This is a genomic window from Pseudoalteromonas sp. CH_XMU1449-3 (assembly GCF_037027245.1).
Taxonomy (GTDB): Bacteria; Pseudomonadota; Gammaproteobacteria; order Enterobacterales; family Alteromonadaceae; genus Pseudoalteromonas; species Pseudoalteromonas shioyasakiensis.
In genome coordinates this window covers 161,341-184,651 of the sequence record NZ_JAYMDY010000006.1, presented here as the reverse complement: position 1 = coordinate 184,651, position 23,311 = coordinate 161,341, and the positions used below count along the sequence as shown (strand labels likewise).

The window sequence follows — 23,311 nt, the reverse complement described above, 5'->3', positions numbered from 1 at the left end:
TGTAGGCATAAGTCGAAAAAACCGCGTAAGTGTAAACTTACGCGGTTTTTTATTTGTATAGCAATTTAATCAGTCTCGTTGCTATGAAAGGCTCAATAAACTGAGCCTATATCGCTATTACTTACGACGACGAAGTGCAAGTAATGGCAGGAGTAACACAATGAAGTGACCTAATGAGCCGCTTGAAGAGCTCTTTGTTTCAGCTTCAGTTTCTGGTGTTACTTGTGAAGCGAATTCACAGCTACCATCATCTTCATTCGCAGTCGCATCATAGTTAGTTGCAGCAGCATCAGTACAGCCGAGCTCTACACCATCAGACTCAACCATAAGCAAGAATTCTTTGCTTACTTTGTCTGCTGGGTTTGCTTTGTCTTGTACTGTAACAGTCACCATTGTTTCACCATGGAAATGTGCATCAGGGATTAAGTTAAACGACATTCCGTCAACTTCAGCCGTAACATTCTCACCGGTTACCACTAATTCATTTGGCGACTGGTCTGCATCAACAACCATCACATCAACACCATCGATACGGCCATTTTCTGCTACCGTCATATCAGCGATGTCGCTCATTTTCAGGTTGCTTTGTACGCCGATTGAGTGCATTAACGAGCCACCTTCTTGGCTACCTAGTTGGTAATCAAGGGTGATATCTTGCACAGAACCTTTCGCATCAGGCATAACCGTAGCAGTAAAGTTAAACTCAACTTCACTTTGCTCTGGGCCAACATAATCAAAACAGATCACTAAGTCATCTTGTAAGATCTTGCCAAGGTCGTCATAACCAACCACATTGCTTAATGCACCGTCTTTAAAGCCGGCAGTTGTAGAGTAAACACTATCACCACCTTCAATAAAGATAGTCCCTTCATCAACACCTGCGCCTAGGTTATCGTAAGCAAAAATAGCTTCGAACATACCTTCATGGTCATCGATACCACTACGTAAAATCACTTCATAGTCAAACGTGTCGCCTGTGTATTTATCAGTCACATTATCGAATTCCATGAATACGAGATCACCTAAGTCAGGACGCTCTTCTTTATACTGAGAAGCAATTGTTAGACCTGTTGGATCCGTTGGATGGCGAAGGTTTTCAATTTCAAACGAGCCACGCCAGAATGGTGCAAGCGCTTCAACTAAGAAACCAGGACCGCGGTGTGCACTCATCATCCACCAAATAGGTGTGAACTGCATTGCACCTGTTGGGTGTAAACGTACTTCGTTATTATTTACTTGGTTGTAAATTTCAAACTTCGCACCCTCTTTATAGAATAACCAATCAATTGGCACATCAAAGTACACATTTGAGCCACCTTCATACCAAGCAGCTTCAGGTTGAATGCGGAAATCACCCCATAAATCGATATATCCTCCTGTCGAGAATTCATCAATCATTGGCGTTTTACACATCTCATTAGTGATGTTGTTAGTTACCACATAATCACGTTGTACGTTACGCGTTGCGTCTTGTGTACCTTGAATAGTTAACGTGTTGCCTTCTACAACTAACGAAGCTGCAACTTCTTCATTGTTTGAAGTTAGCGTTTCAGGCCAAACTTGCATGCCATCAGGAATCGTCAAAGACAATGAATAGTCACGCGCTTTAGATTCATAGTTAGCTTTAAGTTTTACATTAACGTTAACTAGGTCCATAGCGCGAGCAGTGTCTTGGTCAACATTTAAAGTAAGTGCTTCTGCATCACGCTTTAAATTAACCGATGTGAAACCAAGGGTGCCTTCAGCTCCCGCAGCATTACCTAATGCAAAGCCGCCATAATAAACATCATTCGGTTGCGCATCTGGTAAATCCCAATTTACAGCAATTTCATAGTTACCATTGCCGCTGTGCTGCTGTGGCGCTGATACACTGAATTCACCGGTATTTTGCTCTTTAACAATGGCGTAATGCGTCACTGTTTGGTAACCAACATCACGTAAACCTGCTAGAGCTGCAGTCGCAAACCAGTATTTACCTGGCTTAGGGTCAATAATGTTACAGTAGTTATCTTCAACACTACTTGAAGAATAACAAATCATCTCTTCATTTAGCGCTTTGATCAGTGCAGTAGAATCTTCCGCAATCTCTTCATCAGACACCATGAATGAGCCGCTTTCATTAGCATCATAACCCACAACCAAGTGTGCTTTTTTCATTTGCCAGCGAGGCTCAGCAAGATCTTCTAAATCAGTCGTTTGCTCGGTAGATGCAACTTTAACCATTAAGCGTTTTGTACCTTCTGGTACTTCAAATGCCTGGATATCCCACGCTTTTTCAACGCGGTCTTTTGTCACATAAGGTGCAACACCTAAGATATTTGCGGTAACCTCAGTTGGTTTTACTAGACCATAATAAGTCGGCGTAAATTCACTGTAGCTATCGGTATTAACAACGATTGATTCTGATGCACTTGCACGTGCCATATCGATATCAACCATGGTTGGTAGCTCATCAATGACGTTTTTCGCAACTAATGTGAAATGAGCATCAGGCGAGTCGCCATCAGTGTTCTTGAATAACACTTTACCGTTGAACCAAGCATCTTTATTTAAGATATTGTCCCAAGGCGCACCTTCTTCAACAGGATCAAGCTTAGATTCGATGATATTTGGCAACTTCATAGTAACCATCACATCTTGTGTTTCACCAGCTTGAAGTGTGAAATTACTTGGTGTTACGCTAACTTCTACACCAAAGCTTTCTTCTTCACCTTCAACAGCCCAACCATAAGCAGTTGCATCCCAAGTACCATCTTTTGTTGCTTTAACTGTTCGCATCCACGTACATTCAAGCTCACAGTCATTGTTAACTAAAGAAGGTAGGTTCAACCACTCAACTAAACCACCATTGCGCGGGTTCGCATTATGATAATTTTCAATAGTCTCATCCATGATAAGACCCGCATTTGCAGCTTGTGCTACGTCAATCGCACCGCCACCAGCCATGAAGTTGTAGTATGGGTCAATTAAAGTAACGCCGTTAGAAATACGTACTTTATTTGCCGTCATCATTAGCGCTGATTGAATTTCTGCTGGCGTCCAATCTGGGTGCATTTGCATCATTAGCGTCATTGCACCCGTAACATGTGGCGTAGCCATTGAGGTACCGCTCATGAAAGTCCAATCAGAAGCACTTGGATAAGCTGTAAATGGTTGGTCATCAGCATTCGCAGCATAAATATCAACACCTGGTGCAGTCACGTCTGGAACAAGGTTATTGATGTAATAACTTGGTCCCATAGAACTAAAGATAGCAAGTTGATTACCTGCTTCTTCATCAAATGAATAGTTATTTTCTGGCTCGCCAATTGTCGCAATAGCTGCGCCATCAGGGTTAGCATTAACCCAATTACGAATTGTATAGCGTGCGCTTGCTGGTAAGTGAATACCTGGGATCACATAGTTATCAGCAACAAGGCTCTCTGCAGAACTAATGTTTTGTAGAATAAAGCCGCCCGCTCCACCAGCTGCCACGTTCTTTGCTTTATCAACACGCGCAATGTCACCACGTAAACATATTACAATTTGGTCAGCTGTAAACGTGCCAGCAGGGAAAGGTGCGTTACAGCTTGCTGCATCGTAACCATCACTTTCATTAGGATCGTCGTATTTTTCAGCAAGAACAACTTCGCCAGTAATACCGCCAGAGAAACTCTTACCTGTATACTCACCAGCATAAGGCGTGCGAGTACCTTGGAAGTTATTTATGGTTTTAACACCTAAATCCATCACGCGGTCATGAGTTGATGCACCAACAGTGGTTACCCACGGTGATGTATGATCCGCTGAAATATAATAAGGACCCGAGTTACCCGCTGCAGCTGCCACTGAAATACCTGCTTCGCGTGCACTTAAGAAAGCCATTTCCATTGGATCTTCCCATGGGAAGCTTTCGCTACCACCAATTGAGAAGTTGATTGCATCGACACCATCTTCAATCGCATCTTCAAATGCAGATAAAATTGCTGATTCAGGACAGCCTGAGTAAAGATCGCCAGAACGGCCTGCATAACAAACTTGGTACGAAATGATATGCGCACGAGGTGCCACACCACTGGTACTTTCAAACGTAAATGGTAAGTTTTCACCATCACTTACTTTTTCACCGGTTGCAGCTTGAAGCGGCGTGTTTTCGATGTAATTACCCGCCGTAGTGCTTGCTGTGTGAGAGCCATGACCATTATAGTCTTCACCATTTTCAGGGCGGCGATCTGCACGTGCAAATTGATAATCAGCATTCATTGCTGTGACTTCTGGATACGAGCGAACACCAATTAGCTTGTCATTACATAGCTCAGGTTCTTCCTCACAGTCACCTACGAAGTTACCTGCACCTAGTGGATTTTTCTCACTGTACTCTTCGTCGCTTGCAAATGCAGGATGGTCTGTATTGATACCTGTATCAATAATACCTACAACCATACCTTCACCTTTAACACCTACCGATGAAGCCGGTGTTGCACCCTGCCATAATTGATCAGCACCAATAAACTCAGGACCACGGTCTGTGCGTAATTCAAAAATACGGTTAGGAGTAATACGCTTTACGCCTGATTGTGTCGCAAGTAGCTCTGCATCAGCTTGTGTCATTTCGACCACTACCGCGTTATTTGCAAGAGTAAATTGCTTTTTAATCGCAATATTGGCACCTCTTGCACGCGCCTTACTTAATACTGCTGTTTGACGTTGCTTTAAAAAACCTTGATACGCGCGCACACTTTGCGACGCTGTATCAATACGCTCTTTAACCATTAAAGAGCGAGATTCAGTAATAGCTGTAGCGCTGAAACCTTGAATATTACCTTGATAACTTGCTACAGGTTCATCATGCATTTGCACAATGTATGTTTGAATGCCTGTCACCCCATCTTGAGGTTGAAAAACATGTTCCGGCTGCTGACTTTGATAGTGCTGGTTTAAGCGTTGAGCACTTCCTTTGAGTAAGCTTGGATGATCTTCGATTTGTTTTTCTTGTTGATAATTCGCGATATCTTCAGCTGTAAATGTTGGCTGATAAAAGCCTTTATCTGACACTTTGTTAAAGCCAGGCTCTGCCGCAGCATAGCCTGTAGCGCCGACATACAAGGCTGTAAGTACGGCTACTGAACTTTTCTTCAAGTGTGCGATTTTCTTATTGCAAGGTTGCATATGATTCCCACTGATTTAATTCTAAACAGCTCATAAATTGCTTGAGCTGACACACTAAATTATTTAGCAGGCAAACATATACAGAGGGGGGGTTACATGGTCAAACCGACCTGTACACACTTGAGACACGAAATTAACATTAAATAAACACCAGAGCGGTAAAAATAAACGCATTGCAGGATATTTATACAAAATGTAGCGTTTTGTACAAAATACGATTACAGAAACAAAGTGAGTAGTGAAAACAGCTAGGGAAAGGCATCCCTAGCTGCTAAAAAATTAGAAGTTATAACGAACCGAAAGTGCAAGGTCTGAGTAATCATTTGCATCACGATAGCTTGCGCTTATCAGCCAAGCTGGTGTAAAGGCATAGTTTGCCCCTAAATGAAATACAGCATTATTTTCGCTCTCTTCGTCGTGCAAACGCTCGTAGCCAACGCCAGCGTTGATCTCAAATGAATCAGTTAATAGATGTCTGATTTGCGCGTTAGCAGACAAAATATCTGCGGTTTCTGAATTTGAGTGATTCTCTGAAAAGCTATTAAAAACTTGATCTTGGTATGAGACAACTTCTTTAACATTAAGGTCAATTTCTCTCTTTAACTGGCCAATCTTTGCTGAAAAATCAACTTTAGTGCGATCGGATAGCGAATAAATATAACCTAAACCAATTTCGTAACGCGTCATATCAATATCATAATCGAAAGTATAAGCTATGACAGTATCACCTAAATAATTATCATTGCTATCGTAAACACCTGAGCCATTGAATTCATTCGTTGCAGTCACATCATCATTTAAAATTGAATAATGACCTGTAACATACCAATTCTCAGCAAACTGCTTACTGAAATTAAAGCCATAACCTTTAAGAGATCGCTCATCTAAGCCATCAATTTCTGTCTTTTTATATCCTGCTTCAACAAAGTCATAGCTTAGAGGCGAGGTGTTTTCTGCCATGACAGCGGTAGAAGCAAGTGATAATGCGCAAGCAAGAAGAGTGTATTTCATTGTTTAATCATCCTAATTATAAATCGTGGACAATCTACCAAAGCGAGTAAGGACCCGCAATGGAAACAATATTCGTTTTTGTAGTCTAAATGTAAGAAACTGTTAGAGTCATTAATAAAATAAGTGAGTAGTTATGTAGTATTTAAACTTCGTTAGCGACAAGTTTTAACCACAAAGTGATTAACTGATACTGTTAATTGATATTAGTTAAATAAAGGCAGAGAACTGATTTTGATTAGTGGGCGAAGTAGCTGCTTGATAAAAATTAGCAATACGCGCTGCACGCTCGTCTACTTCAACATCACGCTTGGCTGTTTTAGTTTCGCTGGTTTGAGTAGCGCTATCTTCGGCATACTCACTGTTTATTTTGAAAGTCGATTTGCCTGAGTCAGCATCGCCATCAGCTGATTGACTGGCAAGCTCAGCTTGCGCTGCCATAAGCTTTTGTGTGGCATCGGCAGCAATTGAGCGGTCAGCACTTGAAGGCTCTTGTGGTGCAAGCGCAGCTGCACGCACCGTCTGCATTTTTTCGATTGTAGCTTTTGGGTCGCCTTTAATTTCAGCAACGTCAATTTGCACCTCGCCGCCCACGGCATAGTTTGTACCATCAGGGCCGCGTTGATACTCATAGCTTGGCGAGCCAGCATATTGCCCCCCTACGGTTGCATGCGCTTGTTCATGAATACGCACTTCGGTATCTCGGGCTTTTAGCTCTTTAATTTGCTCAGCGTCTTGTTGCTCTTGCTCAGCAACCTTTTGCTCTTTTTGCTGCTCTTGTTTAGCTTCTTGCTGTTCTTGCTCTGATTGTTCAGGCTCGCCTTGTTCGCTACCTTGTTGGCGCTCTTCAATCACTTTGTCTTCAGCAAGACGACCTTTAGCATCATAGGTACCAACCTCAGAACCCGGTTGTTTGGTTTTATCACCATCGCTAAGCGTTTTATTTTCGGCATTACTTGGTTTAGTAGCAGCAGGTGGCGGGATTACTTCACGTAACTGATTATCACGGCGAGCACTTTCGGTGTGCACATTCGCCGTGTTGATATTAATCGAGGGAAACGGAGTAACGATATTCATAAGTACTAAACTTTAATATCTATTAATGTACCGAGCACTTCATCAGCAGTCTGAATCGTGTTGATATTGGCTTTTGCATTAAACTCTTCAACTTTTAAATTAACAAGCGACTCATCGATTGGGGCAGGTTGTGAAACTGGCGGAGTTACAGCTTCATTTGGAGTTGCCGCTTGTAATTGCCGTTGTTGAGCTAATTGGGCATCATCTTGCTGATCAATTGAGGCACGGCTAATCTCAGCGCTCGCCTTTTCGATACCTTGGCTTGCACGGTTATAACCTTCTACCGCATTATTAAAAACAGAACTGATTGGCATAACACCCTCCAACAGTGAGATCTACTCGTTAAGTATCGCTCATAAAACGAGCAAAATAAAGCTAAATCCCGCTATTTTTGTGGCCTACGGCCGAGTTTAAATTAACACATTGATTTCAGTGCTGATATAAATGCCGCTTTATGTGAAATAAAAGGCGCGTGTGAGGCCTTATCTAAAACTTCATATTCAAACTGAGGTTGTAAGGCATGCATTTTTTCAATCGCGCGATAAGGTACTAATGAATCTAAGCGACCGAAAATACCACGCACAGGTACGCTAAGGTTAGCGAATAGCTCACGTAAATCATCCTGCTGTAAAATGTCTAAGCCCGCACTTAAAGCTTGTTCTTGAGGCGCTGGGTATTGGTTTAAAAGTGCTTTAAGTTGCTTAATGTCATCTCGTGCTGATTCACTGCCCATTGCTTGTATCGCCAAAAACCTTTCTATCGTTTTTTCTCTGTGACTAACTAGCTGATCTTTAAATGCGTTTAATACGTCAGGTTTGATACCTGGCCATTCGTCGGTTTGCGCAAAAAAGGGGGTTGAGGCAACCAATACAACCTTTGCGACTTTGTCAGGCCAATGTGCTGCAATATACAAGGCAAAAAGCCCACCCAACGACCAGCCAACAAGAATAGACTTTTCATTTAGCTGTGTACTTAGTTGCTCAGCTGCAGCGTGCAAAGTGTAAGGTGTGGGAATAGACTGTGCGTTACCAAAGCCAGGTAAATCGAGGCAACGGACTTCACCATCATGAAAAAACTCAAGCTCAGGTTTGATCACTTGCCAAACCCCTTGGTTCATTCCCCAGCCATGTAATAGCACCATATCATTTTGCATATTTTGTATTTCCCAACCACACTTAGCGCTCATAATAGCGTTTAAAGGAATGAATGCAATGTCTCACTTACCTCATGCCTTAAAACTAGGGCTAGACGCACTATTCCCCAACTTTTGCATTAGCTGCCAGAATCACATACAGGCTGATCAAGCTTTGTGTCAGTATTGTTTAGATGACCTCAATTTATTTGACCTTACACACCATCCAAACCTGTTACATCGACCTGATATCTGTGATGCATTTCCTGATAGTAATTTTGATCATTTAATTGCCTGTGCTTGGTATCAAGCGCCTTTTAAACTTTGGCTCAAGCAATTGAAGTTTAATGACCAGCAGTATTTTCGTGTGGCGCTACAACAAGTAATACAGAGGCAGCTGCAATTAGCTCATCAAGTTAATTCAAGTTGGCCCGATCTTTTTATTGTGCTACCACTGCATAATCAACGCTTTTTAGCGCGCGGCTTTAATCAGGTAAGCCAAACTTGGCTGCCTGTTTTGAAAAACCAGCAATGTACTGTTAGCTCAGCTCTTTACAAGCAAAAAGCAACCAAAGCGCAATCACAGTTAAGTAAAGCGAAGAGAGTTAAAAATCTACAAAATGCCTTTGTTTGTCAGCAAGATTTAACAGGAAAAACCGTGGCGATTATTGATGATGTGATGACCTCTGGCGCAACCATAAATGCTGCGACAGAAGCCATAAAACATGCAGGGGCAAAGCAAGTATGGGCTATGCTCACTTGCCTAACGGGGTTAGGCAACCTGCATTATGATTAATTGTGATTACTTATCACCAGAGGCATGAAAGGCATTACCAAAAAATAAGGCATTGCTTAGTAATCGACTCGTGCCGTACCAGTAACCACGGAATACAGGGTTATCTGTCATGCCTATCACACTGCCTTTGCCATATGAGTGCGCAATGAGGCCTGCCGCGCCCGCGACTTGCTCTACATTTACGTCATCAGTAAAGCCAGCTAGAAGCGGTTTATCTGTGTAAGTAAGCACATTAACAAATGGGGCATCTGACTTCTCAAGTAGCCAAGTGCTATTCTTAAATACAGGTAATGTATTACGGTTAAGCGAATACGTAAGTGGATGAGATAAATCCACTGAGGTATTAAAAATTGCACCGGCAATACGCTGACGACCAGCTAAGTCATCTTTATCAGCATAAGTAAGTCCTGTTGTATCAAAGGCACTGGCTACATCGCGACGAGATAAGTAGTTTGCTTTTAGTAGCTGCTGATCAGCTAAGAACTTAGCACCACCTTTATGACCCCAAATAACACCGCCTTTACGAACCCACGACTTAATAGCAACTTTAGTCGCATCATCAAGGCGATTGAAATTTCCGTGCGCTAAAATAATATGGCTGTAGTTTTCAAGGTCGATGTTACCTAAGCGCTCCATTTCGATAATGCTTGGCGCGGTGCCTACAAAACGATCTAAGTAATACCACACTTCACCAAGCTCATACTGGCTAGTTCCTTGACCACCCACGAGTAATACTTTAGGCGCTTTCACAACCGCCATTGCACGAGAACCTAAATCAGCACCTTTAACCGTTAAGCCCGAACTAATTGGCGTAATTTCAATGCCAAACTCATTCTGTGCTTGGTTTAAATAACTAACCCAGTTGCTATCAGTTTGCAGACCAGCAGGAACAAGAATACTACCTGGTTCAAAAGCTATTTCACTTGATGGCGTTTTTGCTGTAAGTGGGCTTAATGCCACGCGTGCTTTCACACCTTGTTCAAGCAAGCTATTAAGCATTTTTGGCGCTAGGTAATCATCCCATTTAAATGCATAGGCATAGCTTTGCGGTAATGCTGCAAAGCTTGACTTAACACTTTGCTGCCAAGGCATTTTTGCCACATTTAAGCCCCAGTTGCTGCTTACCTTTGCAAATTCTAAATTAAAGGCATGAGCAAGTGTCCAGCCAGATACATCATAAAAGGTATTATCAACAAAACGCTGTTGCTCACTGAAAATCGCTTTAATTAAACGAAATTGTGGCTGTGCTAATGGCACATAATAGCTCTGCTCAGAAAAGCTTTGACCGTTTACTTTTAGCGGCTCTTCTAACATGTACGCATTGATTTGATGTTGTCTAAGTAAATCAAGGAAGTATTGCATGCGGCTTTGATCAGCGCCGCCTTTAACTACATACCCTTTAAAGTCTTCATCACCAGCAAGATCAACTGCTTTGTTGTAAAATTTTGCTTGATAATCAAGTAAGTCTGTACGGTTATCAATCGCCGCTTGGAACGTCGATAAGCTTGTTAATAACTGATTTTTAATCGTAAACGGGAAGCTTAACGGGCCGTTGATAGTTTCTTGTAAGTGACCACGCGAGCTCGCTTGTTCAAATAAGATGCCCACACCACCATTTACGTCTGGGTAAGTTGAGCCTTTACCATAGTAAAAGTCATCAAAGCTTTCTTCAGTGAAGTAAAGTGCGTTGTGCTCATCAAGTGTTTTTGCATGATAGTTTGCAATGGCTTTAGTCAGCGTGACATTTTCTTCTGGCGTGATTGGGTGCTTACGAGTTGGGATCCCTGGTTGGAAAAAGTAAGTGCTGTTTGGGCCCATCTCATGGAAGTCAGTTAGGATATTCGGTTTCCATTGGTGAAACTGTGCAATACGCGCACGCGATTCAGGGTGCTGCAGTAACAACCAGTCACGGTTTAAATCAAACAAGTAATGGTTAGTACGACTGCTTGGCCAACTTTCGATATGCTCGCGAGTTTGTGGATCTGATGATAACTTCATGCCGCGGTTGCTGTTTGCCCAATTTGCAAAACGCGCTAAGCCATCTGGGTTTAATGATGGGTCTAGTAAAATAACCGTGTTGTTAAGTAAGGCGTCAATTTCTGGCCCCTGTGCTGCAGCAAGGTAATACGCAACGAGAAGCGATGCATTGCTGCCTGATGATTCATTACCGTGAACACTGTAACCCATCCAAACAACCGCAGGCTGTTTGCTTGAGTCACTCGCTTCACCATTTAGGCGAGCTAAGTGAGCCTTGCGGATTTGCTCTACTTGGCCAAGTTTGTCGGACGCTGTAACCGTTAGCATCACCAGTGGACGCTGCTCATGAGTGCGACCGATTACTTTAAAATTCATTCGGTCACTTTTTTCAGCAAGAATTTGCATATATTGCACAAGTTGATCGTGACGTACATGCCACTCACCCACTTCGTAGCCTAACACCTGCTCAGGAGTCGGAATACTTGGGTCAAATTTCACATCTTGTTCAAAGTAATAAGAAAGAGGTTTTGCTAATGCGCTGACGCTCACTAGCATGGTTAATATTGTTATTATGAAACGCATAGATAGCACCCGTAATTATTTGATGTTTTAACGCTACCATTCGATAAAATAGATGCAACTTTTTACGCTCAACACTGGCGACAACACGATGAGCGGAGTATGATACACAGTATCCGAGTAATTTAGTCAAGTATAGTCCGTTTTATGATCTCTATTTCTGAATCTGCACAATCTCATTTTGCTAAACTTTTAGCAGACCAAGCTGAACAAACAAACATTCGTGTGTTTGTAGTAAACCCAGGTACTTCGCAGGCTGAGTGTGGTGTTTCTTACTGCCCAGAAGACGCCGTTGAAGCGACTGATATTCGTCTACCATTCAATGGTTTTGATGCCGTTGTTGATGCAGAAAGCGCCCCTTTCTTAGAAGAAGCTGAAATCGATTTTGTAACTGACAAAATGGGTACTCAGTTAACGCTTAAAGCGCCGAATGCAAAAGCACGTAAACTTAGCGACGATGCATCACTGCAAGAACGTGTTCAACATATGCTTGAAACCGAAGTGAATCCACAGCTCGCTAACCACGGCGGCCAAGTTAGCCTAGTAGAAATTACTGCTGACGGTATCGCGGTACTGCAATTTGGCGGTGGCTGTAACGGTTGTTCAATGATTGACGTCACACTAAAAGAAGGCATCGAGAAAGAAATGATCGCCAAGTTTGACGAAATCAACGGTGTAAGAGACATTACTGATCACCAATCTGGTGAGCACTCTTACTACTAACCGGTATATTAAGCATGCTTAAAAAATGGGTATTTCGCTTAGGTAGCGACCCCAAGTTAAGCTTAAAACGCTTTCTTCGCGGCCTAGCACTATTTGTGCTAGCCGTGATTTTTATTGCCATAGGTTACTATGGACCCGCACTATTTCAATTAATTGGCCTAGCCATACTAGCAGTGGCTTTATTCTTTGCTGGTTGGGGCTACTTAGGTATTTTTGCCAACCGTTTTGCGCAAGTTTTAGAGCGCTCGTCTCCCAAAAATCACGACCCTGATTTGTGGAAGTAATTTAATCTAATAATTGCTGATTATTGATAATTTTACGGTAGCGAAACCACAGCGTTAACCCGCGCATTAGCATAAAGCTGGTCATCGCAAACCATAAACCATGATTTTGCCAGCTACTCACTACCCAAAACAGTCCAAAAAAGCCCACTAGAGCACTAAATAGCATAGTATTACGCATGTCTTTAGCACGGGTTAAACCGACAAATACGCCATCAAATAAAAAGCAGCCCATCGCCGCGATAGGCAATATAATCACCCAAGGAAGGTAAACCGTTGCAAGGCTGATAACTTCGGGCACATCGGTAAGTAAGCGAATAATTGCCTCGCCAAATAATAAAAATATAAGGCTATAAAACACCGCAAATAACCCACCCCAAAACAAGCTCAAATTAACCCATAACTTAATCTGCTTAGCGCTGTGCTCACCTTTCGCTTTACCGACCTTTGCCTCACTTGCATAAGCAATACCATCAAGCGCAAAGCTCACCAACATTAAAAAGTTTAGCAATACGGCATTAGCCGCTAAGGTTGTTTCGCCGATCCGTGCGCCATAAAAAGTCATAAAGCTAAAACATAGCTGAAGTGCTAGTGAGCGAATAAAAATATCGCGATTTAAGCTTACTAAATCAAGTAACTTAGCAACACTTAACCAGGCTTTCACAGCAAGATTAACCCCCTGCTTTTTGGCAAGCTGTACAACTAACATCAGTGCAAAAGCAAGGGCGATATAATCAGCGATTAAAGATGCCCACGCAGCTCCAGCCACACCCCAATCAAGAAACACCACAAAATAAATATCGAGCACAATATTGGTTATATTGGTGATAAGTAATAAATAGAATGGCCCGCGGCCATAATGAACACCTAGCATCCAACCAAGTAAAACCAAGTTACATAAAGCAGCTGGCGCACTAAAAATACGAATCGAAAAATAGCTATTTGCTTGCTCTAAAACGGCTTCATTAGCATTTGATAAATATGCCATTAAGGATTGAATAGGTATACTCAGCGCTATTAATAACAGCGCTACCGCTGTTGCTAGTAACAAGCTGCGCTTTAATAGCTCAGCGAGTAAGGTGTGATCGCTTTTACCATAAGCCTGCGCAACTAAGCCTGTGGTGCTCATGCGCAAAAAGCCTGCTAGCCAAAATAATAACGAGATAACTGCTGAACCGAGCGCTATACCAGCTAAATAGTGAGCGCTTCCTAAGTGGCCGATTACAGCAGTATCAACTAAACCTAACATTGGCACGGTAATATTTGATAAAATCATCGGACCGGCTAATAACAGTAAACTTTTATGGTGTGCCTTATGACGTTTAAGAAAATGTTTCATTTAGTATTTGCAGTCCTGTTAGGTTTATCTTTGCGTGCCCATGGCGCAGTCATTCTACAGTATCACCACGTCAGTGAAAGCCTTCCTGCGGTAACCAGCGTCAGTAACGAAACATTCACTGAACATATGCAATATTTAAAAGATAATAACTTCAACGTTATTCCACTAGATGAACTCATTACCTCGTTACAAGCTGGCCAACCGCTAACAGATAAAACCGTCGCAATAACCTTCGATGATGGCTACAAAAATAACTATGAAGAAGCTGCGCCCATCTTAGAAAAATTTGACTATCCGTACACTATTTTCGTAAATCCCGAGCTAATTGATGAAGGCAAAAGCTATGTAATGACGTGGCAGCAGTTAAAGGAGCTATCGAAAAAAGGCGCCTTAATTAGCAACCATACGCAAATTCATAATTACTTACACCGCAAACAACCAGGCGAGACTGAAGAAGCATGGCTTGCACGTACTAAAGAAGACATTTTATCTGCCCAGCAGCGCATTAAAGAAGAAATTGGCCATGATTACAAATACCTTGCTTACCCTTATGGCGAGTTTAATAATTCACTGCAACAACTAGTAAAATCGCTAGGATTTGTTGGTATAGGTCAGCATTCAGGGGCTGTAGGTATCCATTCTGACTTTACCCGGTTACCACGCTTTCCGGCATCGGGCTTTTATTCAAAGCTTGATACGCTTGCCACTAAACTCGACTCTCAAGCATTCACTATCAAACAGCTCAGCTATTCAGATAGCGTGACGGACGAAAACCCGCCAAGTTTAAGCATTCAATTTGATATGCAGGACTTTCATAAAAGCCAGTTTGCTTGTTATGTATCAGGTATTGGTCAAGCTGATTTAACCTGGCTTAGTAAAGATACGGTGAAGATCACCTCACCTGAAAAACTGAAAAAAGGCCGCTCTCGCTTTAACTGCACAGCCCCTTCTATCGCGAAAAAAGGCAGTTACTACTGGTTCTCTCAACCTTGGGTTATTGTACCTTAGCAGCTTGTTTTAGCATTTGCGCTGCAACCTTATCAAGGCGAACCACTTCATTAGCCGCATTGAGTTCGACTGCGGCTTTAGGCATGCCCCATACCACTGACGACAATTCATCCTGTGCTATGGTGTAAGCCCCAGCTTGATTTAATGCAAGCATGCCTTTGGCGCCATCGCTGCCCATACCTGTCAATAACGCAGCTACCGTCGCTTTAGGGCAAGCCACGACTAAGGAGTTAAATAGCACATCAACCGCTGGACGATGGCGATTAACCAGCTCACTTGAATCAAGCTGACAAAACAGACCTCCGGCTTTTTTTACTACACTCAAATGCTGATCGCCCGGTGCAATATACGCCCAGCCTGGTTGTAGCTTATCGCCATGCTCAGCTTCTTTAACGTTGATTTTACACGTTCTATCCATGCGCATTGCAAACGAGGTACTAAATACTGGAGGGATATGTTGTGTAATAACAATCGGTGGGCAGCTTTCTGGCATACGCACGAGCACTTCTTTAATTGCTTCTGTGCCGCCTGTTGAAGCGCCAATTGCAAGCACGCTGTTTGCCTTAAATTGCAATGCTGTTAAAGAGCTGTCGTCTTCAACTTTTGTTTCTTTAAAAGCTCGCACTCTAGCGCCAGCTGCAGTACGCACTTTTTGATGTAATAAATGGGCATAACGCTGAAGATTTTCAGTGACATTGATAGTTGGCTTAGCAATAAAGTCAACAGCACCAATTTCGAGGGCTTCCAGTGTGATTGGTGAGCCTTTTTGAGTCAGTGTAGAAATCATCACAACTGGCATAGGACGAAGGCGCATCAAGTTTTTTAAAAAACTTAACCCATCCATTTTCGGCATTTCGATATCAAGCGTTAAGACATCGGGATTAAGCCGCTTAATTAAATCTCGGGCTTGATAAGGGTCTTCTGCCGCACCAACGACCTGAATGTCTTGCGCTTGCTCGAGAACTTCCTTGAGTAAACCACGGATCAAAGCAGAATCATCAACTATGAGTACTTTGATCATTTGCTCTCCTAAAATAATTCAATATCCGTTTCTGCATCTTGCTGCTCAATATCGTGTAAGTATTTAATTTCACGTTTTTCAAGCTTATCAGAATGCAATTCACGCATTTTCTTAACCTGCGCCTTGCCTGTTTGTGGATCAAACATCACCTTACGTGGCCAAGGCCCGCCAACATCATGGGATACTAAATCTAAACCTTCCTCAAGTACATAGGCATTTGCAAAACGAATGTTACCAACACCAATATCTGTCATTGAGCGGATTATTTTCCCGCCGCCAAACAGCTTTACTTTGAGGTTGCGTCTAGAAGCACCATTTTTTAGGATTTCATTGATCAAGTATTCCATTGCCCAGTTACCATAACGGCAATTAAGGCTATGTGCGTTACTCGGATCAACACCTTTTTCTGCTGGCAGCATAAAATGATTCATACCACCAATACCTAAGCCTTCATCGTAAATACATGCAGCAATACACGACCCTAACACAGTTGTGATCAACTCATCAGACTTAGACACATAAAATTCGCCTGGTAATACTTTAGCAACCACTTTATGGCGCTTGCCATCCCAAAACCGTTTAACGTGCTCAAAACCAGACAATACAGGTTTAAAATGACTACTCATAGACCACCTTTTTGATAGATAGTTTGGCCTAAATTCTTAAACTCTTTGTGGTCCTTACCCAGTGTTTCGGAATGCCCCAAGAATAAATGACCTGAATCGGTCAACAAATCGTAATAACGTTTAAATAGAGTATCTTTCGTCGGCTTATCGAAGTAGATAACTACATTGCGACAAAAAATAACATCAAACGGCCCTTTCATAGGCCAGCTCTGTAATAAGTTTAGACGTTTAAAAAAAATATTCTTTTGTAGTTCAGGTTTTACTTTATATAACTGACCGTCATGGCTTTTTAGAAACCAGCGCTTAAGTTGGCTTTTGTCTAAACCATTCACATTGGCAGCGGTATAGGTGCCAGCCTGTGCTTTAGCGAGCACATTTGAGTCTAAGTCAGTAGCTAGAATTTTCACATCCCAATCAGATGGGAATAAACCGCTTAAGGTCATAGCAATGGTATAAGGCTCTTCGCCGGTCGAGCAGCCAGCAGACCACACCCTTACACGCTTTTGTTTAGCATTACTAATCAGCAGTTTGGGGACTATGGTATTTTTTAGATAACTAAAGTGATGTGGCTCACGAAAGAAAGAAGTCAGATTAGTAGTTATGGCATTAATAAACTCACTAAACTCTTGTTCTTTATTCTCTTCAAGAAAGTCTAAATATTCTTTAAAGTTCTTAAGCTTATGTTGGCGAATACGCCTTGCTAAGCGCGAGTAAACCATCTCGCGCTTATGCTCAGCTAAAACAATGCCGCAAGCATCGTACACTTGTGACGAAATAGCTTTAAAGTCACTATCCGTTAGTAAAAACTCTTTCATGTGCTTGACCCTGCAGCTGTAACATTAGATGCAATTAACTAGTTAGAATTTAATTGGGAAGAGTTTTAAAACTCTTCCCACTCATCACTAGGGTCAACAAAGTTATTACCTTTAGGTGCCGAACGTACTGGTGAGCTTGGCTGTTTAGCTGCAGGCGCTGAACTTGCACGGCTTGTAATATCCATCTCGTTATTCGATAACGAGAAGAAGTTTAACAAGCGGCGCATATCATTCGCTTGCTCTGCCATTGATTCACCCGCGGCAGAGGCTTCTTCAACTAATGCTGCATTTTGCTGGGTCATTTCATCCATTTGGGCAATGGCTTTATTGACCTGCTCAATACCAGAGCTTTGCTCTTCAGAAGCTTGGGCAATATCAGAAATCATTGCAGTAACTCTTTGTACTGCAGTAACAATTTCTTGTAATGTTGAACCCGATTCATTAACCAGTAATGTACCATCTTCAACTTTTCCAACACTGTCTCGGATCAATTCTTTGATTTCTTTTGCTGCAGCTGCTGAACGTTGCGCTAAGTTACGGACCTCACCAGCAACAACCGCGAAACCACGGCCTTGTTCACCTGCACGTGCTGCTTCGACAGCGGCATTAAGCGCAAGTAGATTTGTTTGGAAAGCAATTTCATCAATGACACTGATAATGTCTGCAATCTTCTTACTTGATTCATTAATTGCCGACATACTGGTTACAGCGCGATTTACAACTTCGCCACCTTTTTGTGCTTTAGTACGTGTTTCTTCAGCAAGTTCATTCACTTCTTTAGCATTATCAGCATTTTGACGAACCGTACTGGTCATCTCTTCCATGCTTGATGCTGTTTCTTCAAGTGATGAAGCCTGCTCTTCAGTACGTTGACTTAAATCAGCATTACCTTGTGAGATTTCTTCTGCACCACTGGCAACCAGCGTTGCCGAAGTATTAATGCGATTAATCACTTCAGTAAGCTTATCAGCCGTGGCATTTGCATCACGTTTTAACTTATCGAACGAGCCTTGGTAGTCTTGCTCAATACGTTTTGATAAGTCACCGTTCGCCATAGCATCCAGCATATTGCCTGTGTCTTTTACTGCATCATCAACAATACTAACTAGGCTATTTAAGCCCTGCGCTAGACGTAAGAAGAAACCTTGTTTACCCGCTTCTTCTACACGGGCTTCTAAGTCACCACTACCCGCTGCAGCAACAAGGCCGGCAATTTCTTTTTCAATAGCGACTTCAGCTGTTCTATCTTCCCACTCCACAACCGTACCAATACGCTCGTTGTCTGGGGTAAAAATAGGGTTTGCAACCAAACCAAAAGTACGGCCGCCGACTTGAATTTCAGTACTGTACGTATCACTTAACTTAGCAAGCATGTTACGTTGATGTGCTGGATTCTTATGGAACACATCAATATTTTGACCAATTAAATTATTACTGTTGAAGTTAGGTAAATCTTTACGTAAATCACTTTCAGCAATTTTCATCATGTTCAGAACGGCTTCGTTCATGTAAATAATGTTGTTACCAGAATCAGCAATCATGGTGTTAGTTGCCACGCGATCAAGTGCTCGGCGTACTCGCAAGTTTTCTTCTGCTGCACGCTTTTCAGCATCCGCTTTATTTACGCTATCAGTAATATCTTGCCACTCAACAATAGTACCTAAACGCTTACCCGAAGCGCTCACCCAAGGAGTCGCAATCAAGCTAAAAATAAGCCCCGCCAAACGCAATGTGGTTTTGTATGGTTCAGATAATGTTTTTAGTAATTCACGTTGATGTGATGGTTGTTTATGAAAATCATCAACACACGTACCCACTAAATTCGCCACAGAGAAGCTAGGTAGCACTGTTTGTAAAGTTGATTCGCGAGCTTGCAGCATTTGCTTTACTTGCTCATTAACAAAGATAATTTTTAAATCGTTATCGGCAATCATCACATTAGCTTGGCATACACGCAGCGCATTTGATAAATCAGCATCACGTTTTGACTGACGTTCAAGCTCTTTTTGCGGTGTGATGTCTGTAGCAAATTTGATAACTTTAGTGACATTACCATTGCTATCAATAATTGGGTTATAGGTACCTTGGATCCAAACTTGTTTGCCATTTTTACCGACACGCTTAAATTCATCAGTGAAGAACTCACCGCTGCGTAATCGCTGCCAAAACTGTTGATACTCAGGGCTTTGCGACTCTTTTTCAGCAACAAACATAGAGTGGTGTTGCCCTTGGATTTCTTCGAGTCGGTAACCCATGGTGTTTAAGAAATTAGCATTGGCAGTTATGATCTGCCCCGACGGTTGAAACTCAATCATCGCTTGCGACTTTCTAAGTGCCGCAATAACTAAATCATTTTCCGACTCAACATTTTTAGGACTGCTAAACCATCCCATACCCTTCACCTTCTTGTTAATCTACCCAGTTAAATGTCCATTGTTTTTTGTAGGTCAAGTAATGCGACCATTTTCTCACCCACATTGACTAAACCCGCAACAAATTGCGCGTTGTCTGAGTCAGACAAATGTGGCACTGCCTTCGCTTCATGCTCAGCAATGCTATAGACATCCGAGACGGCATCAACGGCGATGCCCATAATTTTACATGTATTTTCAAGCTGTACTTTTAGAACAATTACAACGGTTAACGGTCCGTATTCAATGGCTGAAATACCAAAACGTAGCCTTAAATCAATAATCGGCACTATGGTGCCGCGCAGGTTGATAACCCCTTTGACGAAATCCGGTGAATTAGGGATCACCGTAATTTCTTCCCAACTGCGAATTTCTTGCACCGTTAAAATATCAACACCATACTCTTCTTCAGCCATGAAGAAGGTTAAAAACTGTTTTACATCTTGATCTTGTTCAAGGTTTAGTTTGTTATGCAGGTCGTCGTGCTGTGCAATCATGACGCCTCCAAATTCGCTTTTGATTCAATAATCAATTCTTGGCTCCCAGGCTTTCTAAGCCCAGATAATTTAATCAAGCCACTAATATCAACAATCAAAGAAACACGACCATCCCCTAGAATTGTCGCCCCTGAGACACCATCAACTTTTTGATAATTGGCCTCTAAGCTTTTGATTACCACTTGCTGTTGCGACAATAAGTCATCAACCAATAAACCTACTTTTTGGTTGTCACTCTCAACGACAACCAACAGGGTTTTATCAAGCGTTTCAATCGCCCCTTTATGATTGAAAATATTATAAAGCCTTAAGATTGGAATATATTCGTCACGTAAACGCAGCACATCTAAGTCTTTGCCTACTCGACTCACTTTACTAATATCGATTTGCAATGACTCAATTATCGAAATCAGCGGGATGATGTAAGTGTGCTCAGCAATTCGGACTAACTGCCCATCTAAAATAGCCAACGTTAGCGGTAGACGAATTGTAAATGTCGACCCCACGCCTGGTGCAGAAGCCACTTCAACAGAGCCGCTAAGTGCTTCAATATTGCGCCTTACTACATCCATACCAACGCCACGACCTGATAAGTCGCTGACTTGATCGGCTGTAGAAAATCCTGGTAAGAAAATAAGCTCGTTGATTTCGTTATCAGACAACTCATCGGTTTCTGAAATTAGGCCGTTTTTAATTGCCTTTTCACGAATTTTAGTGGTATTCAGGCCCTGACCATCGTCCATAATTTCGATAACGATATTGCCACCTTGATGAAACGCATTGAGCGTTACAGTACCAACAGGGTCTTTTCCCGCTGCAACGCGTTTATCAACGGTTTCTAAACCATGATCTAAGGAATTTCTCACTAGATGCACCATAGGATCAGAAAGCTTCTCCATCACGGTTTTATCTAGTTCGGTTTGTTCACCAAGTAATTTAAGCTCGACTTGTTTATCAAGCTTTTGCGAGATATCGCGTACTAAGCGAGGAAAGCGACTAAACACAAAGCTGATAGGCAACATGCGAATACGCATGACATTTTCTTGTAAGTCACGGGTATTATGTGCCAGTTGTGCTAAGCCCTCTTGTAATGAGGCTATAGTTGCTTCAGTGATCTCTTGCTCACCCAATTGACTTAACATCGCTTGGGTAATCACTAATTCACCCACCATGTTGATCAGTGAATCGACTTTATCGATACCAACCCTGATTGAGGTTGATTCTGCATTGGCTGTGGTTGCTTTAACTGGCGCTGGCTTTTTCGTATCAGTGATTGGTTTAACTGCTGCAGGTTCAGCCTCTTGCGCTGGCGCAGCCTCTTCAGCAACAGTTTCAACAGCGGCAACCTCTTCATCACCAAACAAACCACCACATAGGGTGATGGTGATATCAGCATCATCTTCAACCCATTCGAAAATTTCTTCGATGCAGCTTTGCTCTTTGTCTGTGGTTAAGAAAAAGCGCCACGATAAGAAACAGTCTTCAGGGGCAAGGTTAGTAATATCGGGCACATCATCTTGAAAGGCTTGTGTTTCAAGCTCACCTAGCTCAGCCAACTCACTGATCATGTACAGTGGTTCATTACCGGTTTTAAATAAATGATGGTGTGGTTTGAAATCGATTTGATAGGTGTTAAAGCTGCTTTCGCTAACAGCTTCTTGCGTTGGCTCTGGTGCTTTACTTGCAGCACGCATACCAAGAATTTCTTCAAATTTAATACGCAATTCATCAGCTTCAGTTAGATCTGGCTGCTGCTCAGCTTGTAAAGTTCTGAGTAAAGCCCGTAAACAGTCAACTGATTTTAAAAGTAAATTTACATGCTCAGCAGTAAGATCTCGTGAACCTTCACGAATTTGATCTAAAAGGGTTTCGAGAACATGAGTAAAGTCTGCAACAGCACTAAAGCCAAAGGTACCGCTGCCTCCTTTTATTGAATGCGCAGCGCGAAAAATTGTATTTATGGTCTCTAAGTCTTCTTCGCCAGGCACTAAGTTTAATAACTCAGCCTCCATAGCGTCGAGTCCTTCGAAGCTTTCTTCGAAGAATACTTCAAAAAATTGGCTTAGATCTATACTCATGCCCCGCTCCTATTATTAGCGAATCACTTTTTTCAATACCGCTAACAATTGCTCAGGATTAAATGGCTTAACAATCCAACCAGTTGCACCAGCAGCTTTACCTTCAGACTTTTTATCAAGACCCGACTCTGTGGTCAGCATCAGTAAAGGTGTGAACTTATAATTAGGTAAGCTACGTAATTCACGAATAAGGGTAATACCATCCATTACCGGCATATTCACATCAGAAATAACAGCATCAAAGCCTTGTTGTTTTGCGATATTTAAAGCTTCGCTGCCGTCTTTCGCTTCTGTCACATCAAAGCCAGCTTTTTTAAGCGTAAAACCAACCATTTGGCGCATAGATGCAGAATCGTCTACTGCTAAAATTCTTTTCATAAAAACCTCTTAATTGGCATTCTCAAGCACAAGATAATGGCTTAAGCCCAAACTATTAATTGCCTGTTGCAACGGCTTACTCTCGCCAACCCAAATAATTTTGTGTTGCACCGAAAGTAAATGCTTCTGTAATGCACATAAAAGCTGAATTGATGCTGTGTCAGCACGGGTCACTTCACTGATATCCAAACAGATATCATCATTTGCTGACAACTCTTGTAGCAAATCTTGATGGAGTGTTTCGACCTGACTAATAGCTAATTCTGTAGGGAGCTTTAACATTACTTATACCTTCCCTGCTTTAAACAATTCATAACAAAAGCTTAGACTGACTAAATAAAAATGCCATAATTTGAATCAAAAAATAGTAAAATTTTTTAGTAGCTTAGACATTTATGTCAAAAAAGGAAGCTTTTC

19 protein-coding genes are annotated in these 23,311 nt (G+C 42.1%); 4 read left to right on the top strand and 15 right to left on the bottom strand.

The genetic code is table 11. From position 1 onward, the window contains the following. Positions 1-117: 117 nt before the first annotated feature. From WA256_RS09805 to bioH, 5 genes are all read right to left on the bottom strand, one after another. Positions 118-5,148: a S8 family serine peptidase gene (locus tag WA256_RS09805; RefSeq protein WP_335990890.1), complete on the bottom strand. Its 5,031-nt coding sequence runs from the start codon at positions 5,146-5,148 to the stop codon at positions 118-120. A 279-nt stretch (positions 5,149-5,427) separates the two neighbouring features. Continuing rightward, positions 5,428-6,159 (bottom strand): outer membrane beta-barrel protein, encoded by a 732-nt coding sequence (locus WA256_RS09800; protein WP_130167401.1) that lies wholly within the window; start codon positions 6,157-6,159, stop codon positions 5,428-5,430. Between the two features lie 207 nt (positions 6,160-6,366). Continuing rightward, on the bottom strand, positions 6,367-7,233 hold the full coding sequence (locus WA256_RS09795; protein WP_335990887.1) for a putative metalloprotease CJM1_0395 family protein: 867 nt from the start codon (positions 7,231-7,233) through the stop codon (positions 6,367-6,369). A 5-nt stretch (positions 7,234-7,238) separates the two neighbouring features. Further along, positions 7,239-7,547, bottom strand: coding sequence for a hypothetical protein (locus tag WA256_RS09790; protein ID WP_054554434.1), 309 nt, complete (start codon positions 7,545-7,547; stop codon positions 7,239-7,241). A 101-nt stretch (positions 7,548-7,648) separates the two neighbouring features. After that, the gene (gene bioH / locus WA256_RS09785; RefSeq protein WP_130167400.1) at positions 7,649-8,386 is read right to left on the bottom strand and encodes a pimeloyl-ACP methyl ester esterase BioH; all 738 of its coding nucleotides are present in this window, start codon (positions 8,384-8,386) and stop codon (positions 7,649-7,651) included. Between the two features lie 58 nt (positions 8,387-8,444). Here bioH and WA256_RS09780 point away from each other — a divergent pair, with 58 nt between their 5' ends. Next, entirely contained in the window at positions 8,445-9,161 is a 717-nt protein-coding gene (locus WA256_RS09780; protein WP_063528313.1) for a ComF family protein, read from the top strand. A 6-nt stretch (positions 9,162-9,167) separates the two neighbouring features. Here WA256_RS09780 and WA256_RS09775 read toward each other — a convergent pair whose 3' ends face one another. After that, on the bottom strand, positions 9,168-11,720 hold the full coding sequence (locus WA256_RS09775; RefSeq protein ID WP_335990882.1) for a M14 metallopeptidase family protein: 2,553 nt from the start codon (positions 11,718-11,720) through the stop codon (positions 9,168-9,170). Positions 11,721-11,864: 144 nt separating this feature from the next. On the opposite strand from WA256_RS09775, the gene nfuA reads away from it, so the two are divergent. Both nfuA and WA256_RS09765 read left to right on the top strand, forming a co-directional pair. Then, a complete protein-coding gene (gene nfuA / locus WA256_RS09770; protein ID WP_054554437.1) occupies positions 11,865-12,440 on the top strand; it encodes a Fe-S biogenesis protein NfuA in 576 nt (191 codons plus the stop codon). 14 nt (positions 12,441-12,454) lie between these two features. Beyond that, positions 12,455-12,724 (top strand): hypothetical protein, encoded by a 270-nt coding sequence (locus WA256_RS09765; RefSeq protein WP_054562862.1) that lies wholly within the window; start codon positions 12,455-12,457, stop codon positions 12,722-12,724. A gap of 1 nt (position 12,725) precedes the next feature. Here the strand turns inward: WA256_RS09765 and dinF are convergent, their stop codons facing one another. Then, the gene (gene dinF / locus WA256_RS09760) at positions 12,726-14,060 is read right to left on the bottom strand and encodes an MATE family efflux transporter DinF (RefSeq protein ID WP_239962341.1); all 1,335 of its coding nucleotides are present in this window, start codon (positions 14,058-14,060) and stop codon (positions 12,726-12,728) included. Here dinF and WA256_RS09755 point away from each other — a divergent pair. Beyond that, entirely contained in the window at positions 14,037-15,068 is a 1,032-nt protein-coding gene (locus WA256_RS09755; RefSeq protein ID WP_269407789.1) for a polysaccharide deacetylase family protein, read from the top strand. The two genes, dinF and WA256_RS09755, sit on opposite strands and share 24 nt — an antisense overlap. Here WA256_RS09755 and WA256_RS09750 read toward each other — a convergent pair. The 8 genes from WA256_RS09750 to WA256_RS09715 all read right to left on the bottom strand — a co-directional run bounded on the left by WA256_RS09750 (position 15,055) and on the right by WA256_RS09715 (position 23,176). Further along, on the bottom strand, positions 15,055-16,089 hold the full coding sequence (locus tag WA256_RS09750) for a protein-glutamate methylesterase/protein-glutamine glutaminase (RefSeq protein WP_054562864.1): 1,035 nt from the start codon (positions 16,087-16,089) through the stop codon (positions 15,055-15,057). The two genes, WA256_RS09755 and WA256_RS09750, sit on opposite strands and share 14 nt — an antisense overlap. Before the next feature lie 8 nt (positions 16,090-16,097). Continuing rightward, positions 16,098-16,715 (bottom strand): chemoreceptor glutamine deamidase CheD, encoded by a 618-nt coding sequence (cheD, locus tag WA256_RS09745; RefSeq protein WP_054562865.1) that lies wholly within the window; start codon positions 16,713-16,715, stop codon positions 16,098-16,100. Further along, positions 16,712-17,530, bottom strand: a complete 819-nt coding sequence (locus WA256_RS09740; RefSeq protein WP_062564789.1) for a CheR family methyltransferase — start codon at positions 17,528-17,530, stop codon at positions 16,712-16,714. The genes cheD and WA256_RS09740 overlap by 4 nt, the downstream gene beginning before the upstream one ends. 65 nt (positions 17,531-17,595) lie before the next feature. Next, entirely contained in the window at positions 17,596-19,923 is a 2,328-nt protein-coding gene (locus tag WA256_RS09735) for a methyl-accepting chemotaxis protein (protein WP_062564788.1), read from the bottom strand. A 29-nt stretch (positions 19,924-19,952) separates the two neighbouring features. Next, the gene (locus WA256_RS09730) at positions 19,953-20,438 is read right to left on the bottom strand and encodes a chemotaxis protein CheW (protein WP_054562868.1); all 486 of its coding nucleotides are present in this window, start codon (positions 20,436-20,438) and stop codon (positions 19,953-19,955) included. After that, entirely contained in the window at positions 20,435-22,516 is a 2,082-nt protein-coding gene (locus WA256_RS09725) for a chemotaxis protein CheA (RefSeq protein ID WP_175083007.1), read from the bottom strand. The genes WA256_RS09730 and WA256_RS09725 overlap by 4 nt, the downstream gene beginning before the upstream one ends. A 15-nt stretch (positions 22,517-22,531) precedes the next feature. After that, positions 22,532-22,894 carry a response regulator gene (locus WA256_RS09720; RefSeq protein ID WP_054562870.1) on the bottom strand — a complete coding sequence of 121 codons (363 nt, stop codon included), beginning with the start codon at positions 22,892-22,894 and terminating at the stop codon, positions 22,532-22,534. 9 nt (positions 22,895-22,903) lie between these two features. Then, complete coding sequence (locus WA256_RS09715; RefSeq protein ID WP_054562871.1) at positions 22,904-23,176, bottom strand: STAS domain-containing protein; 273 nt, start codon at positions 23,174-23,176, stop codon at positions 22,904-22,906. Positions 23,177-23,311: the final 135 nt, after the last annotated feature.